Source organism: Rhodococcus sp. DMU2021 (assembly GCF_019641445.1).
Classification (GTDB): Bacteria; Actinomycetota; Actinomycetes; order Mycobacteriales; family Mycobacteriaceae; genus Rhodococcus; species Rhodococcus pyridinivorans.
In genome coordinates this window covers 171,181-186,507 of record NZ_JAIFKB010000003.1, presented here as the reverse complement: position 1 = coordinate 186,507, position 15,327 = coordinate 171,181, and the positions used below count along the sequence as shown (strand labels likewise).

Annotated in this window: 16 protein-coding genes; 10 read left to right on the top strand and 6 right to left on the bottom strand. The window is 67.8% G+C overall.

Annotated elements, in window-relative coordinates:
- Nucleotides 1-20: 20 nt before the first annotated feature.
- Nucleotides 21-977, bottom strand: coding sequence for a hypothetical protein (locus tag K3M35_RS06855; protein ID WP_254707523.1), 957 nt, complete (start codon nucleotides 975-977; stop codon nucleotides 21-23).
- A gap of 66 nt (nucleotides 978-1,043) precedes the next feature.
- Between K3M35_RS06855 and lspA the strand changes: the two genes are divergently transcribed.
- From lspA to dnaE, 5 genes are all read left to right on the top strand, one after another.
- Nucleotides 1,044-1,658 (top strand): signal peptidase II, encoded by a 615-nt coding sequence (lspA, locus tag K3M35_RS06850; RefSeq protein ID WP_220666186.1) that lies wholly within the window; start codon nucleotides 1,044-1,046, stop codon nucleotides 1,656-1,658.
- A gap of 14 nt (nucleotides 1,659-1,672) precedes the next feature.
- Complete coding sequence (locus tag K3M35_RS06845) at nucleotides 1,673-2,581, top strand: RluA family pseudouridine synthase (RefSeq protein WP_170318568.1); 909 nt, start codon at nucleotides 1,673-1,675, stop codon at nucleotides 2,579-2,581.
- A 3-nt stretch (nucleotides 2,582-2,584) separates the two neighbouring features.
- Nucleotides 2,585-3,232 carry a hypothetical protein gene (locus K3M35_RS06840; RefSeq protein WP_064061515.1) on the top strand — a complete coding sequence of 216 codons (648 nt, stop codon included), beginning with the start codon at nucleotides 2,585-2,587 and terminating at the stop codon, nucleotides 3,230-3,232.
- A 123-nt stretch (nucleotides 3,233-3,355) separates the two neighbouring features.
- Nucleotides 3,356-4,297, top strand: coding sequence for an EamA family transporter RarD (rarD, locus tag K3M35_RS06835; protein ID WP_371850684.1), 942 nt, complete (start codon nucleotides 3,356-3,358; stop codon nucleotides 4,295-4,297).
- 38 nt (nucleotides 4,298-4,335) lie between these two features.
- The gene (gene dnaE / locus K3M35_RS06830) at nucleotides 4,336-7,872 is read left to right on the top strand and encodes a DNA polymerase III subunit alpha (protein WP_019289741.1); all 3,537 of its coding nucleotides are present in this window, start codon (nucleotides 4,336-4,338) and stop codon (nucleotides 7,870-7,872) included.
- Between the two features lie 66 nt (nucleotides 7,873-7,938).
- Here dnaE and K3M35_RS06825 read toward each other — a convergent pair whose 3' ends face one another.
- Complete coding sequence (locus tag K3M35_RS06825) at nucleotides 7,939-8,166, bottom strand: hypothetical protein (protein WP_006554120.1); 228 nt, start codon at nucleotides 8,164-8,166, stop codon at nucleotides 7,939-7,941.
- Nucleotides 8,167-8,304: 138 nt separating this feature from the next.
- On the opposite strand from K3M35_RS06825, the gene K3M35_RS06820 reads away from it, so the two are divergent.
- Nucleotides 8,305-8,748, top strand: coding sequence for a nitroreductase family deazaflavin-dependent oxidoreductase (locus tag K3M35_RS06820; RefSeq protein ID WP_006554119.1), 444 nt, complete (start codon nucleotides 8,305-8,307; stop codon nucleotides 8,746-8,748).
- 119 nt (nucleotides 8,749-8,867) lie between these two features.
- Entirely contained in the window at nucleotides 8,868-10,193 is a 1,326-nt protein-coding gene (ilvA, locus tag K3M35_RS06815; protein ID WP_064061514.1) for a threonine ammonia-lyase IlvA, read from the top strand.
- A gap of 35 nt (nucleotides 10,194-10,228) precedes the next feature.
- Here ilvA and K3M35_RS06810 read toward each other — a convergent pair whose 3' ends face one another.
- Both K3M35_RS06810 and treZ read right to left on the bottom strand, forming a co-directional pair.
- Nucleotides 10,229-10,504, bottom strand: coding sequence for a hypothetical protein (locus tag K3M35_RS06810; RefSeq protein ID WP_019289739.1), 276 nt, complete (start codon nucleotides 10,502-10,504; stop codon nucleotides 10,229-10,231).
- Nucleotides 10,505-10,591: 87 nt separating this feature from the next.
- Nucleotides 10,592-12,340: a malto-oligosyltrehalose trehalohydrolase gene (gene treZ / locus K3M35_RS06805; RefSeq protein ID WP_220666185.1), complete on the bottom strand. Its 1,749-nt coding sequence runs from the start codon at nucleotides 12,338-12,340 to the stop codon at nucleotides 10,592-10,594.
- Nucleotides 12,341-12,450: 110 nt separating this feature from the next.
- Here treZ and K3M35_RS06800 point away from each other — a divergent pair, with 110 nt between their 5' ends.
- Nucleotides 12,451-13,122, top strand: a complete 672-nt coding sequence (locus K3M35_RS06800) for a TetR/AcrR family transcriptional regulator (protein ID WP_006554115.1) — start codon at nucleotides 12,451-12,453, stop codon at nucleotides 13,120-13,122.
- Nucleotides 13,123-13,132: 10 nt separating this feature from the next.
- On the opposite strand, the gene K3M35_RS06795 is transcribed toward K3M35_RS06800, so the two are convergent.
- Nucleotides 13,133-13,546 (bottom strand): YchJ family protein, encoded by a 414-nt coding sequence (locus tag K3M35_RS06795; RefSeq protein WP_033097615.1) that lies wholly within the window; start codon nucleotides 13,544-13,546, stop codon nucleotides 13,133-13,135.
- Nucleotides 13,547-13,668: 122 nt separating this feature from the next.
- On the opposite strand from K3M35_RS06795, the gene K3M35_RS06790 reads away from it, so the two are divergent.
- On the top strand, nucleotides 13,669-14,154 hold the full coding sequence (locus K3M35_RS06790; RefSeq protein ID WP_006554113.1) for a TIGR00725 family protein: 486 nt from the start codon (nucleotides 13,669-13,671) through the stop codon (nucleotides 14,152-14,154).
- A gap of 131 nt (nucleotides 14,155-14,285) precedes the next feature.
- Here the strand turns inward: K3M35_RS06790 and K3M35_RS06785 are convergent, their stop codons facing one another.
- Nucleotides 14,286-14,750 (bottom strand): hypothetical protein, encoded by a 465-nt coding sequence (locus tag K3M35_RS06785; protein WP_235367100.1) that lies wholly within the window; start codon nucleotides 14,748-14,750, stop codon nucleotides 14,286-14,288.
- Nucleotides 14,751-15,116: 366 nt separating this feature from the next.
- On the opposite strand from K3M35_RS06785, the gene K3M35_RS06780 reads away from it, so the two are divergent.
- On the top strand, nucleotides 15,117-15,326 hold the full coding sequence (locus tag K3M35_RS06780; protein WP_019289735.1) for a helix-turn-helix transcriptional regulator: 210 nt from the start codon (nucleotides 15,117-15,119) through the stop codon (nucleotides 15,324-15,326).
- The last annotated feature ends 1 nt before the right edge of the window (nucleotide 15,327 follow it).

Here is a 15,327-nt window from a genome sequence, read left to right as displayed (position 1 = left end):
GCGTTCGTCCGTCTCCCGGACTACTGATCCGGGGTGTTCCAGCCCACCCGGTCGACCTGCGACTGCGACAGGCGCGTTCCGCCGTCCGGCTCGACGTAGGTCTGATCGCCGCGCACCGTCAGTTCCCCGCCGACGGGCAGGGGGAGCGACGCGTCGATCGTCATCGACCCCTCACCGGCCATCGTGTACTGCTCGATGTCGAGACGGCCCTGCCCGTTCGGCAGCACCCAGGTGGACTCGCGCGGTGTCTGTTCAATCTTCACGTCGACCGTGATGCGGTCGTCCTCCCGCTCGACGAGCGTCGCCGTCCCGACCTGGTCGAGGGTGATGCCCGCGCTCATCACCTGCTGGTGGATCTCCCACACCGCGCCCACCCCGACGGCTTCCTCCGGGAACGAGACGATGCGATAGACGGCCTGGTAGAAGGCCTGCTCGATCGCCGACCGTGCGATATTCGCCGCATCGGGAGTGGGCTCGAGGCGCAGCGCACTGATCGCGCCGGTGGGGCCGATCGTCAGTCCGGCTCCGGAACCCTCGGCATCGGACAGTGCCGATCCGAGCGTCTCGTCCGGCGACGTCGCCGATCCGACGGTGATGTCGACCACGGTGCTCGGGTCCTCGTCGGAGACCGCCCGCTCGACCGTCGCCGAGAGCGGAAGGGTCAGCTCGGGAGTGGAGAAGTCCTGCTGCGGGTCGTCGCCGACGCGCTGGAAGACCTCGGACCGGGTGGTGAGGACGACGCCCTGCTGCACCCCGGCCTCCGGTACGAGCCGCACCACCGATCGGGGTTCGGCACCGGGGTCGAGCACTGTCGTGGTCACCGCCGACACCGGCACCGTCACCTCCGTCGATGTCGCCGCCGTGACGGCGGGCGCGCCGTCCGAAGGACCACCGCAACCGGCGACGAGAGCGGAGAGGGACAGCACAGCCGCGAGGGCACACGGCCCCGAGCGGGGGAATCTGGACAGCGCAGGCACGCCACCCAGGGTAGCCACGACGGGAGGGGGAACCGCCGCGGTCGTCCGGTAGGGGATGATGGAGCGGTGACGAACGAAGCTTCCCGACCCGACCGCGACGCGGAGACGCCGGTTCCCGGTCGTGCCGACGAGCCGTCTCCCTCCGTCGGCCGGCGCATGCTGCGGCCGCTGCTGCTCGTGGCGCTCGTCGTCTACGTCGCGGATCTGGTGACGAAGGTGCTCGCCGTCCACTACATCGACCCAGCCGATCCGATCTCGATCGTCGGCGACACGGTCACCCTGACACTCGTCCGCAATCCCGGTGCCGCGTTCTCCATGGCCACGGGCATGACCTGGTTGCTCACGCTGGTCGCGATCGCCGTCGTCGTCGGCGTCGTGAAGATCGGCCGGACCCTGAGATCGAGGTGGTGGGCGCTCGGCCTCGCCCTCGTCCTCGGGGGAGCGCTCGGCAATCTCACCGACCGTCTGTTCCGCTCGCCCGGACCGCTGCAGGGCCACGTCGTCGACTTCGTGTCGTTCGGATGGTGGCCGGTGTTCAACGTCGCCGACTCGGCCATCGTGTGCGGAGCGATCCTGCTCGTGGCCTTGACCGTCTTCGGCGTCGAACCCGACGGTAGTGCCTCGAAGGGCCGGGACGCAGCGCCGGGTGCGGACGAAACGAGAAAGGAATCACACCAGTGAGGGAAACCCGCGCGATGCCCGTACCCGACGGGCTCGACGGGATGCGTGTCGATGCAGGCCTCGCGCGCCTGCTCGGTCTGTCCCGGACCGTGGTCGCCATGCTCACCGAGGAGGGCGCCGTCGTGGTCGACGGCGCGGCGGTGGGCAAGTCCGACCGATTGTCCGCAGGCTCCTGGCTCGAGGTGGAACTGCCCGAGCCGCCCCGCCCCCTGACCATCGAGGCCCAGCCCGTCGAGGGCATGGAGATCCTCTACGCCGACGACGACATCGTCGCGGTCGACAAGCCCGTGGGTGTCGCCGCCCACGCGAGCGTCGGCTGGACCGGACCGACTGTGATCGGCGGCCTCGCCGCCGCCGGCTACCGGATCTCCACGTCCGGCGCCCACGAACGCCAGGGCATCGTGCACCGGCTCGACGTGGGCACCTCCGGCGTCATGGTGGTCGCGACGTCCGAACGCGCCTACACCGTCCTCAAGCGCGCCTTCAAGGAACGCACGGTCGACAAGCGGTACCACGCGCTCGTCCAGGGGCATCCCGACCCGAGCAGCGGCACCATCGACGCACCGATCGGCCGCCACCGCAGCAGCGACTGGAAGTTCACGGTCACCGCCGACGGCAAACCCAGCGTGACGCACTACGACACGATCGAGGCGTTCCAGGCCGCGAGCCTGCTCGACATCCATCTCGAGACCGGCCGCACCCATCAGATCCGGGTGCACTTCTCGGCACTGCGTCACCCCTGCTGTGGCGACCTCACCTACGGAGCCGACCCACGTCTCGCGGCGCGTCTCGGTCTCGAACGGCAGTGGCTGCACGCGTGCACCCTCGGGTTCTCGCACCCCACGCGTGGGCACTGGGTCGAGATCACCAGCAAGTACCCGCCGGATCTCGAACACGCGCTCGCCGTGTTGCGCAACGCCTGACCGATGGGACGCGTCCTGCCCTGGGCGGCGGTCGTCGTTCTCGTCGTCGCCGTGCTCGTCGCCGGGTGGACCTCACCGCCGCGGCCGGCCCCGGTCGGCAGCGACACCCTCGGTCCCGACAACGGGGAAGCGGTCGCCGACTATCTGACACGGGCCGCGGACAGCCTGACCGAGGCCGAAGCGGACGGAGACCTCGAGCACTGGGGACTGGTGTCGTTCACCGACGCCGTCGGCATCGACCGGGTCGTCGAACTCACCGACGAGGTGCGCGTGGCGCAGGTGCTGTTCCGTGTGCCGATCGACCGCGTCCAGACACCACTGGTGCCGGTCGCGGTGCCGGAGAACTCGGAGGCGGTACGTCGTGCCCCCTCGGTCGCCGCGGGCCGGCTGAGCCTGGTGGAGTTCGGGACCGAACGCGCCGCGCGGGTCGGGGCGGTCTCCGCGCAGCGGCTCGCCGACGGCTGCGACTGCGTCGTCGCGGCGGTGCTCCGTGGCACTCCCTCACAGTTCCGGGCCGTCGCCGACGCCCCGGACGTGCGGGCCGTGGAGGTCCTGCCCGCAGACGCGATCGCGGGACGCTTCGCGGTGACCCCGCTGCTGCCCACCCACGTCGAGACGGTCGTGCCCGGCCCGGACGACGGGGAGGTGTGACGGTGCGGTGGATCCCGTCTCGGAACGAAAGTGTCTCGGAACGACAGTGTCTCGGAACGACAGTGTCTCGGAACGACAGTGTCTCGGAACGACAGCGCACCGGCGGAGCCGTAGGGTGAGCCGGTGAGCGACTCGGAGGATCGGAACGACTCGGGGCAGCGGAACATCGTGCGCACCGGGGTGCTGTGCGGTCTGGGTGCCTACGGATTGTGGGGACTGTTCCCCGCCTACTTCGGTCTGCTCGAACCCGCCGGCGCCGTCGAGATCCTCGCGCACCGCGTGCTGTGGACCCTCGTGCTCATGCTGATCGTACTGGGCGTCATGGGACGCCTCGGCACCCTGCGCGGCCTGTCGGCCCGCACCTGGGGCCTGGTCGCCGCGGCGTCCACCGCGATCGCGGTCAACTGGGGCGTCTACATCTACGGCGTCGTCTCGGGCCGGGTCGTGGAGACCGCACTCGGCTACTTCATCAACCCGCTCGTCAGCGTGGTGTTCGGTGTCCTGTTCTTCCGGGAACGATTGCGGCCGGCGCAGATCGCGGCGCTGGTGCTCGCGGTGTGCGCGGTGGTGGTCATCACCGTCGACTACGGCAGACCACCGATCATCGCCCTGACCCTGGCGCTGTCCTTCGCGTCCTACGGGGTGATCAAGAAGATCGTGCCGCTCGATCCGCGCACGTCCCTGACAGGGGAGGGGATCGTCGCGGCCCCGTTGGCGCTCGGGTACGTGATCTTCCTCGCGGTGACCGGCACCGGCACCTTCCTCGGGCACGGCGTGGATCACACGGCCCTGCTCGTATCGGCGGGGCTGGTGACCGCAGTGCCGCTGCTGCTCTTCGGCGCGGCCGCACAACGGGTCCCGCTCGCGACACTCGGCATGCTGCAGTACCTCACGCCGAGCCTGCAGATGACGTGGGGTGTGGTGGTGCTCGGGGAGGACATGCCCGCCTCGCGGTGGATCGGTTTCGTCCTGATCTGGATCGCCCTGGCGGTGTACAGCACGGACGCGCTCGTGCGGGCCCGTCGTCAGCGTGCCGTGGTCACTGCGGAGCCTCGCGCGGCTTAGACTCGTCTCTGCCCACAGACATCCCGGGAGAGGCACGCGTGGCTGACTCGTTCGTTCATCTGCACACCCACACCGAGTACTCGATGCTCGACGGTGCCGCGAAGGTCGGACCGTTGTTCAAGGAGGCCGAACGGCTGGGGATGCCGGCCGTGGGCATGACCGACCACGGAAACATGTACGGCGCCAGCGAGTTCTACAACGTCGCCAAGAAGTTCGGCATCAAGCCGATCATCGGCATCGAGGCGTACGTCGCGCCGGAGTCGCGCTTCTCCACCAAGCGTGTGCAGTGGGGTGATCCCGGCCAGAAGTCCGACGACGTCTCCGGCTCGGGTGCCTACACCCACATGACGATGGTCGCCGAGAACTCGACGGGCCTGCGGAACCTGTTCAAGCTGTCCTCCCTCGCATCGATCGAGGGTCAGCTCGGCAAGTGGGCCCGTATGGACGAAGAGCTCATCGCCCACCATCACGAGGGCATCATCGCCACGACCGGCTGCCCGTCGGGCGAGATCCAGACGCGCCTGCGCCTCGGCCACGAGCGCGAAGCGCTCGAAGCCGCCGCGAAGTGGCAGGAGATCTGGGGCAAGGACAACTTCTTCCTCGAGCTGATGGACCACGGCCTGTCCATCGAGCGTCGTGTGCGCGAGGGTCTGATCGAGATCGGCCGCAAGCTCGACATCCCGCCGCTGGTGACCAACGACTGCCACTACGTCACCAAGGATGCGGCCGCGAACCACGAGGCGCTGCTGTGCATCCAGACCGGTAAGACCCTCTCCGATCCCACCCGGTTCAAGTTCGACGGCGACGGCTATTACCTCAAGTCGGCGCAGGAGATGCGCGAGCAGTGGGACCGCGAGGTGCCGGGTGCGTGCGACAACACGCTGCTCATCGCCGAGCGCGTGCAGTCCTACGAGGACGTGTGGACCCACCGCGACCGGATGCCGATCTTCCCGGTGCCGGAAGGGGAGACGCAGGCGAGCTGGTTGCACAAGGAGGTCATGCGCGGCCTCGACCGTCGCTTCCCCGCCGGCCCGCCCCGCGAGTACGTCGAGCGCGCCGAGTACGAGATCAGCGTCATCAATCAGATGGGCTTCCCCGCCTACTTCCTCGTCGTCGGCGACCTCATCAACCACGCCCGCGAGGTCGGCATCCGCGTCGGCCCCGGCCGTGGTTCGGCCGCCGGTTCGCTCGTCGCCTACGCGATGGGCATCACCAACATCGACCCGATCCCGCACGGTCTGCTGTTCGAGCGGTTTCTCAACCCCGAGCGCGTGTCGATGCCCGATATCGATATCGACTTCGACGATCGTCGCCGCGGTGAGATGGTGCGCTACGCCACCGAGCGGTGGGGCAACGACAAGGTCGCCCAGGTCATCACGTTCGGCACCATCAAGACGAAGGCGGCGATCAAGGACTCCGCGCGAGTGCAGTTCGGCCAGCCCGGATTCGCGATCGCCGACCAGATCACCAAGGCACTTCCGCCGCCGATCATGGCGAAGGACATCCCGGTCTCGGGTATCACCGATCCGAGTCACGAGCGGTACAAGGAAGCTGCCGAGGTTCGTCAGCTGATCGAGTCCAACCCGGACATCAAGAAGATCTACGACACTGCGCTCGGGCTCGAGGGCCTGATCCGCAACGCCGGCGTCCACGCCTGCGCGGTGATCATGTCGTCCGAGCCGCTCATGGACGCGATCCCGCTGTGGAAGCGCGCGCAGGACGGCGCGATCATCACGGGCTGGGATTATCCGTCCTGCGAGGCCATCGGCCTGCTGAAGATGGACTTCCTCGGTCTGCGCAACCTCACCGTCATCGGCGACGCGATCGAGAACATCAAGGTCAACCGCGGGATCGATCTCGACCTCGACACCCTCCCGCTGGAGGATCCGGCGACCTACGAACTGCTCGCGCGTGGCGACACGCTCGGCGTGTTCCAGCTCGACGGCAGCGCCATGCGCGACCTGCTGCGCCGCATGCAGCCCACCGGCTTCGAGGACATCGTCGCGGTGCTCGCGCTGTACCGCCCCGGCCCGATGGGCATGAACGCGCACAACGACTACGCCGACCGCAAGAACGGGCGGCAAGAGGTCAAGCCGATCCACCCCGAGCTCGAGGAACCGCTGAAGGAGATCCTCGCCGACACCTACGGCCTGATCGTCTACCAGGAGCAGATCATGCAGATCGCTCAGAAGGTGGCCGGTTACTCGCTCGGACAGGCAGACCTGCTGCGTCGCGCGATGGGTAAGAAAAAGAAGGAGATCCTCGACGAGGCCTACGACGGCTTCGCGCAGGGCATGAAGGACAACGGCTTCTCGCAGGCGGCGATCACCGCGCTGTGGGACACCGTTCTGCCCTTCGCCGGTTACGCGTTCAACAAGTCGCACGCCGCCGGCTACGGCCTGGTCTCGTTCTGGACCGCCTACCTCAAGGCGAACTACCCGGCCGAGTACATGGCCGGTCTGCTCACCTCCGTCGGCGACGACAAGGACAAGGCCGCGGTCTATCTGTCCGACTGCCGCAAGATGGGCATCACGGTGCTGCCGCCGGACGTCAACGAGTCGCACACCAACTTCATGTCGGTGGGTGAGGACATCCGGTTCGGCCTCGGCGCCGTCCGCAACGTCGGCACGAACGTGGTCGCCTCGATCATCAAGGGGCGGGAGGAGAAGGGCCGCTACACCGACTTCTCCGACTATCTCAACAAGATCGACACCGTCGCGTGTTCGAAGAAGGTCACCGAATCCCTCATCAAGGCAGGTGCATTCGACTCGCTCGGACACCCGCGCAAGGGATTGATGCTCGTCCACGCCGACGCGATCGACGCGGTGATGAGCACGAAGAAGGCCGAGGCCATCGGCCAGTTCGACCTGTTCGGCGGCGACGACGCCGACGAGTCCGTCGCCGCGGTGTTCAACGTCCGCATCCCCGAGGAGGAATGGGACACCAAGCACCGCCTCGCCCTCGAACGGGAGATGCTCGGCCTGTACGTCTCCGGGCACCCGCTCAACGGCGTCGAGCACGTCCTCGCGTCCCAGGCCGACACCCAGATCCCCGCGATCCTCGAAGGCGCGCTCAAGGACGGCAGCCAGGTCACCGTCGGCGGCATCCTCGCCTCGGTGAACCGGCGCATCAACAAGAACGGTCTCGCCTGGGCGTCCGCGCAGCTCGAGGACCTCACCGGTGGCATCGAGGTGCTGTTCTTCCCACAGTCCTACGCCGTCTACGGCATGGACGTCGTGGAGGACTCGGTGGTGCTGGTCAAGGCCCGGGTGTCGATCCGTGACGACCGGATCTCCCTGATCGCCAACGATCTCGCCGTCCCCGACCTGTCGCAGATCGGCGTCGCGAAGCCGGTCTCGGTGTCGATGCCCACCCGGTTGTGCACCCCCGACAAGGTCGGTGCCCTCAAGAATGTGCTCACGCGCCATCCCGGTTCGTCCGACGTGCACGTGCGGCTCATCACCGGCAGCAAGGTCACCGTCCTCAAGCTCGACGACAGCCTGCGGGTCGAAGCGTCGTCGGCGCTCATGGGCGACCTCAAGGCCCTGCTCGGGCCGGGCTGCCTGGCGACCTAGCGGTCCGCCGCGCGGCACGAGCCCTTCGGTGAGCGCCGCGCGGGAAGCCGGGGTCGGCCGGTGCGTCTAGGAACGGAGTGCGTGCTGCTGGATCCTGCGGACCCACCACACGACGACGGTGACCGCAGCGGCACCGATGACGGCGCTCTGGGCGCTGGTGGTGACGACGAGGACCACGAGCAGGGTCAGGAGACCGGCCGCGAGTGCTTCGAGCTTGTACAGGGGCCAGATCGTGCCGGCGATGTCCACACCGTCGGTGCGCTCACGGTGTATCCGGGGGTCGAGCACGGACATCGCGGTGCACCTCCTGTAGGCCGAGCGACTGTAGGCCGGGCAGAATTCTTTCTTCAGGATAGGCGCAGGGAAGAGTTCGGGCCACCGAACTCGACGATCGGGCGGCGACTGCTACAACGATTGTGTTGACTGGTCGGTATGCCACTGCACGGAGAGTACGAACCGAGTCCCGTCGAATGGAGCGCCAAGCAGGTCGAGGAGTACGAGTCGTCGGGCGGAACCCGCGGCACCACCCTCCAGGGTCGACCGGTCATCATCCTGACCACGGTCGGCGCCAAGTCCGGCAAGCTCCGCAAGATCCCTCTCATGCGGGTCGAGCACGAGGGTAGGTACGCCGCTGTCGCCTCGCTCGGCGGTGCACCGAAGCATCCCGTTTGGTACCACAACATCGTCGCGAACCCGCACGTCGAGGTCAGGGACCGCACCGAGGTGTGGGACATGACCGCCCGCGAGGTCCACGGCGAGGAGAAGGCGCAGTGGTGGGAACGTGCCGTCGAGGCGTTCCCGCCCTACGCGGAGTACCAGGAGAAGACCGACCGCGAGATCCCCGTCTTCGTTCTCGAACCGGTCGAAGGCCCGTAGACCGAGCACGCTCGGACGGACTGTGCTGCTACCCCCTCGATGCGGATCCCGCCGTGGTGGTCGAATCGGGGGAGTGGCAGCATTGACGGGTGACCTCCACTTCGCGAACAGCAGAACCGATGACTCTGACCGCCGTGCCCCGCGCGGCCGACATCGATGCGGCTGCCGAGCGAATTTCGGAGGCGGTCGACCCAACGCCGCTCGAGCGCAGCCCTCGACTCTCGGCGCTCGTAGGCGCCAACGTCTACCTCAAGCGGGAGGACCTCACCCGGGTGCGGTCCTTCAAGCTCCGTGGGGCGTACAACGCCATGGCGCAGCTCGACGCGGCCGAGCGCGCCGCGGGCGTCGTCACGGCCAGCGCCGGTAATCACGCGCAGGGTGTCGCCTACGCGTGCCGGGTGATGGGAATCCAGGGCCGGATCTACGTGCCCACCCGCACTCCCAAGCAGAAGCGCGATCGGATCCGTGTCCACGGCGGCGACAGCGTCGAACTCATCGGTGTCGGCGACACCTTCGACGCCGCGGCCGCAGCGGCAGCCGACGATGCGATCCGCACCGGTGCGACGATGATCCCGCCCTTCGACGACGCCCGCACCGCTGCCGGGCAGGGCACCATCGCGCGCGAGGTCCTCGAACAGCTCGACGGCGATCTCGACGTCGTGCTCGTCCCCGTGGGCGGGGGCGGCCTCATCGCCGGTGTCGCCGCCTATCTGCGCGAGCGGTCCCCACGCACGTCGATCGTCGGCGTCGAGCCGGCGGGTGCAGCGTCGATGACCGCCGCGCTGGTCGCGGGCGGTCCCGTCACGCTGCCGGAGGTCGAGCCGTTCGTCGACGGCGCTGCGGTCAAGCGGATCGGCGACGTCCCCTACGCCGTGGTCTCCGAACTCGGTGCCGAGGTCGTGTCCCATTCGAGCCTGCCGCTCGTGGCTACGCTGCGCCGGGAGGGGCTCGGCCGGGCCCCGTTCGGGATGACCCAGATCGACGAGGGTGCGCTGTGCACCACGATGCTCGATCTGTACCAGAACGAGGGCATCATCGCCGAGCCCGCCGGCGCCCTGTCGGTCGCTGCCCTCGAGTCGATCTCGGTGCAGCCCGGAGCGAACGTGGTGTGCCTGGTGTCGGGCGGCAACAATGACGTCTCACGCTACGGTGAGATCATCGAGCGGTCGCTCGTCCACCGCGGGCTCAAACACTATTTCCTCGTGGACTTCCCCCAGGAGCCCGGCGCACTGCGGCGGTTCCTGGACGAAGTCCTCGGACCGGACGACGACATCACCCTGTTCGAGTACGTCAAGCGCAACAACCGGGAGACCGGCGCTGCCCTCGTCGGTATCGAACTGGGTGCCGCGGAAGACCTTTCGGCTCTGCTCAATCGCATGGACGCGTCGCCGATCGACGCGCAGCGACTCGAGCCGGGGTCGCCGGCCTACCGTTATCTGACGTAACCGGGTGGCCCGGTCACGTCACGGTTGGTGTGCGGTCACCAGCGATTGCACACCAGCCATGGGCCCCACCAATAGCAGTCGGGCCGCCAGTAGTGGTTCCGGTGATGGTCGCGGTCGTACTTCTTGTCGTGATGGTTGTAGTTCTTGTCGTGATCGTGGTGGTCGTACTTTCCGTGGTCGTCGTGTCCTCCGCTGACATTCACGATCCCGGGTGCTGTGTCGACGGTGGGGGTCGCCGATGCGACTCCGGCGGGAGCGAGGACGAGGGCGGTGCTGAGGAATACACTCGCCAGAATCTTCTTGGGTTGCATGGTGATTCACCTCGAGAATTCGAAGGTACTTGAGACGGTACTCGCCCACTCGTGGCATAATCAACGACTTTTTTCGCCTGACGAACGTTATCGGCGGTGCATCTCGGGAGCCTCCAGGATCGCGAAGGACCAGCCCGGGATCAACACTGCGGACTCGGTACGGTTGACCACCGGTTCGTCCCACCAGAGCAGTGGTTTCCCGCCGACCGGCACGGTGACGGGGTCGGGTCCGAGATTGCACGCCACGCGCAGCGCCCCGCGGTGCACGACGAGCCATTTCTCGTCCTCGTCGTACGTCACGTGCACGTGCTCGAGCCAGGGATCGGTGAGCTCGGCACGGTCCCGCCGGAGCGCGATGAGCGCGCGGTAGCACTCCAGCAACCGGGCGTGCCCGCCCTCGTCGCGTTCGTCCCAGCGCAGCTTCGAGCCGATGAAGGTCTCCGGAGCCTGCGGGTCGGGTACGTCGGCGGCGTCCCAGCCGTGTTCGGCGAACTCGCGCCGGCGACCCTCGACCACGGCCGCGGCGAGTTCCGGTTCGGGATGCGACGTGAAGTACCGGAAGGGTGTGCTCGCACCCCACTCCTCGCCCATGAACAACATCGGCGTGAACGGGGACGTGAGCACGAGCGCCGCCTTGAGGGCGAGCTGACCGGGCTCGAGATAGGCACCCGGCCGGTCGCCGAGCGCCCGGTTGCCGACCTGATCGTGCGTGCAGGTGTAGGCGACCAGACCGCTCGCCGGCGTGCGCCGGGTGTCGAGCGGGCGCCCGTGGACCCGGCCGCGGAAGCTCGAATACGTCCCGGCGTGGAAGAAGCCGTGCCCGAGCGTGTACGCGAGGCAGTCCAGCGAACCGAAGTCGCCGTAGTAGCCCTGCCGTTCACCGGACACCGCCGCGTGGATCGCGTGGTGGACGTCGTCGGCCCACTGCGCGTGCAGTCCGTATCCACCGCCGGGCCGGGGAGTGATCAGCTTCGGATCGTTGAGGTCCGATTCGGCGATCAACGACAGGGGGCGGCCGAGATGGGCGGACAGGCGGAACGTCTCGACCGACAGTTCCTCGAGGAGGTGTGTGGCGGTGTGGTCGATCAGCGCGTGCACGGCGTCGAGCCGGAGGGCGTCGATGTGGAAGTCGCGGAACCAGCGCAGCGCATTGTCGAGGATGTACCGGCGCACCTCCCCGGATCCGGGACCGTCGAGGTTGATGTTGTCGCCCCAGATTCCCGGGGCCGCGGAGAGATAGGGACCGAAGCGGCCCAGATAGTTCCCCGACGGACCGAGATGGTTGTAGACGACGTCGAGTGCCACCGCCAGTCCGCGCGCGTGGGCGGCGTCGACGAAACGCTGCAGGGCATCGGGGCCACCGTAGGGTTCGTGCACCGCGTACCAGAGCACGCCGTCGTAGCCCCATCCGTGGGTGCCGTTGAACGCGTTGAGCGGCATGAGTTCGACGAACTCGACACCGAGGTCCACGAGTTCGTCGAGACGGTCGATCGCCGAGTCGAGTGTGCCCTCGGGGGTGAAGGTCCCCACGTGCATCTCGTAGACGATGCTTCCTGTCAGTTGCCGGCCGGTCCAGCCGTGGTCGGTCCACTTCGTCTCGTCGAGCACGTGGAGCTGCGACGGCTCGTGCACGCCCTCCGGCTGCCGCGGAGATCGCGGGTCGGGAAGGACCGTCCCGGTGTCGTCGTCGAGCACGAAACCGTATCGGGTGTCGGGAGCGACGCCGACGGTGGTGCGCCACCAGCCGTCGTCGCCGCGTTGCATGTCGTGGAACCGTCCGTCGGCGAACAGTCGGACGGACGACGGGATCGGAGCCCAGACCTCGAAGGTGTGCACTCGACCAGCATGCCGTGTCGGAGGCGTCGGTGCAGGGGATGGCGCCACCGGCGTACCACCCTGCCGCGCGTCAATTTTGTTGCAGCTGCAATGCACTCGATACTGGGGGAGTGAACCCGAATCCCGAGCGAGCCCGCCGACGGTACACCTCGCCGTTGCGGGAGGAAGCGGCCCGCCGAACCCGCGAGACGATCCGCGACGCCGCGGCGCGGCTGTTCGTTCGCGACGGCTACGTCAGCACCACCGTCAAGAACATCGCGGACGAAGCGGGTGTGGCGGTGCGGACGGTGTTCACCGCCTTCCCCGGCGGCAAGGCGGAGATCTTCCGCGAGGCGCTCGATCACGCGGTGGCCGGCGACGGCGATCCGCGCGCGAGCGAGGCGACAGATCCGGAACCGTCCCATGCCGGCGGCGTGGTCTCGCACGTCGACCTCGTGGTCGAGCAGGTGGTCCGCTACGGCACCGCGATGCTCGAACGCGCGGGCGGGCTGCTCATGACCTCCGTGGAATCATCGGGGGCGGACCCCGACATGCGTCGTTTCGCCGCGGACGACGCGAAGGCGACGGCCGAGAACGCCCGCACCCTCGCGGAAGGACTCGAACATGCCGGCTGGCTGCGCGAGGACGTCACCGTCGAGCACGCGGCCGATGTCCTGTTCACCCTGAGTTCCCCACAGGTGCACGCGCTGCTGAGGCGAGACCGCGGATGGGACGTCGACCAGTACCGTCAGTGGCTCTCGGGAACGCTGCGCGCGACGCTGTTGCGACGAACGGCGCCGTGACGGAGTCGGTTCAGTCGTCGCCGCAGTCGTCGAGGTAGAGCCACTCGCCGTCCTCCCGCACGAACCGGCTGTGCTCGCGCATCGAGTCGGGCACCCCGTCCGCCGTCCAGTGCGCGCGGAAGTCCACCGTGCCGGTCGTATGCAGGAATCCGCCTCCGGTGATGTGCAGGACCTCGAGCCCGGTCCAGCGCTGACCGGGGTCGAACTCGATCGAGCGCGGACGTGTGGACGGGTGCCAGGTGCGCAGCAGGTGCGCCGCGTCGCGCGTCGCGAATGCCGTGTACCGCGAACGCATCAGCCGTTCGGCGGTGGGCGCGCTCGCACCGGCCAGCAGCGGCCCGCAGCATTCGGACAGGGGAACGCCGCGACCGCACGGGCACGGGGAATCCGGGCGGGTGTCGGTGCTGCGGTCGGCTCTGCTCATGGCCACAGTCTCCCCCGATGGGCTCGATCGCCCGGCCTCGGGGCGGTCAGAGCGGGAGCGGACGATGCCGGGCGTGAATGATGTTCTCGGACCGCGCGCTCCGGAGCGCTCCGTGATGCAGAATGCCGGACATGAATGCGCAGCGCTATGTCGGGGTCGTGGGGCCGGGTGAAGCCACGCCCGAACAGCGACGCCTCGCCCGCCAGGTCGGGGGACTCCTCGCCGGACGCCGGGCCGTCGTGGTCACCGGCGGTCTCGGTGGGGTGATGGCGGCAGCCTGCCGTGGCGCTGTGGAAGCCGGTGGGACGACCCTCGGCCTGCTGCCCGGAGACGACCGTGCCGAGGGCAATCCCTATCTGACGGTGGCCGTTCCCACGGGCCTCGGAGAGATGCGCAACGCGCTGCTCGTGCGCAGCAGCGACGCGTTGATCGCGGTGGGTGGAAGCTGGGGCACCATGAGCGAGATCGCGCTCGCGGTCCGCATCGGTGTTCCGGTCATCGCGATCGGCGGTTGGCGGATGCCCGCCGCCGGAGTGCTCGACGTCGAATCGCCCGCCGAGGCCGTCGAGTGCCTGCACGCACTGTTGTGGCGCAAGGACCCGATGTGAGCCGACCGTGACGACGCAGTAGGCACGACACCGTAGACGCGACGCAGTAGGCACGACACCGTAGACGCGACGATGCCCGCCGATCCGGATCGGCGGGCATCGTCTGTTGTGGACTCCTGTGGAGCAGGAATCTACGAGCCGGAGTTGGTGAGCTCGTAACGGCGGCGGTACTCCTCCTGGGACGTCTCGCTGATGTCGACGTCGGTGGCGCGGGCGCGCAGGGCGTCGACGGTGGCCTCCTCACGCGGGATGTGCTCGAAGGGATCCCAGTCGAAGAACTTCGCGGTGTTGGCGAAGGTGATCTTGTCGATCTCCTCGTCGGTGCATTCGCATGCGTCGAGTTCCTCCTCGAGCATCTCGGGGGAGTTCGGCCACGTCGAGTCGGAGTGCGGGTAGTCGCATTCCCACGCGATGGTGTCGACGCCGAGCCGGTGACGGTTGTTCAGTCCGCTCGGTTCGGTGATGTAGCAGGCGAGGAAGTTCTTGCGCCACACGTCCGTCGGGCTCATGCCGGCCGGCAGGAAGCTGGTGCCGGTCCGGGACTGGTTGACGACGTGGTCGTCGATGCTGATCATCACCATGTCTTCGGCCTTCATCGAAACCTCTCTCTGACTGCGCAAAGTCCTGCCGGCGACGGCGCTCGCGATGAGGACTAGATCTTCCGTGCTCGAGAACGTAAACCAAGGACTGCTGCGTATCGCGTGGATTCCGTAGGTGACGATCCTGAATTCACCCCTCGTCGGGATCGGATCTTGCTCGGAAATCCCGGCATTGTTGCATGATTCGCCGAAGGGTGGAACGGTGACGGAACCTTCGACCGTGAGAATGTAATTCTCCATTTCGTGATCGACTACGCCGAGGGGTGATTGCATGTCCGGCCCGACGGGTGTGCCGGGGTGGTTCGGTAATCGAAAATGACAAGAATGCTTGACATGGAATGACAAGCAGAGTTTACTTTTGGTGTGACCGACACACCGAGGAGCAACCGGGTCCGCGAATTCCGCAAGAAAGCGGGACTCACCCAGGCCGCGCTCGGCGACGCGGTCGGCGTCAGCAGACAGAGCATCGTCTCGACGGAGAAGGGTGACTACGCGCCCAGCGTGTACCTCGCCCTGCGTCTCGCCCTCAGACTCGACAGCACGGTCGAGGAACTGTTCCCGCTCACCACCTAGG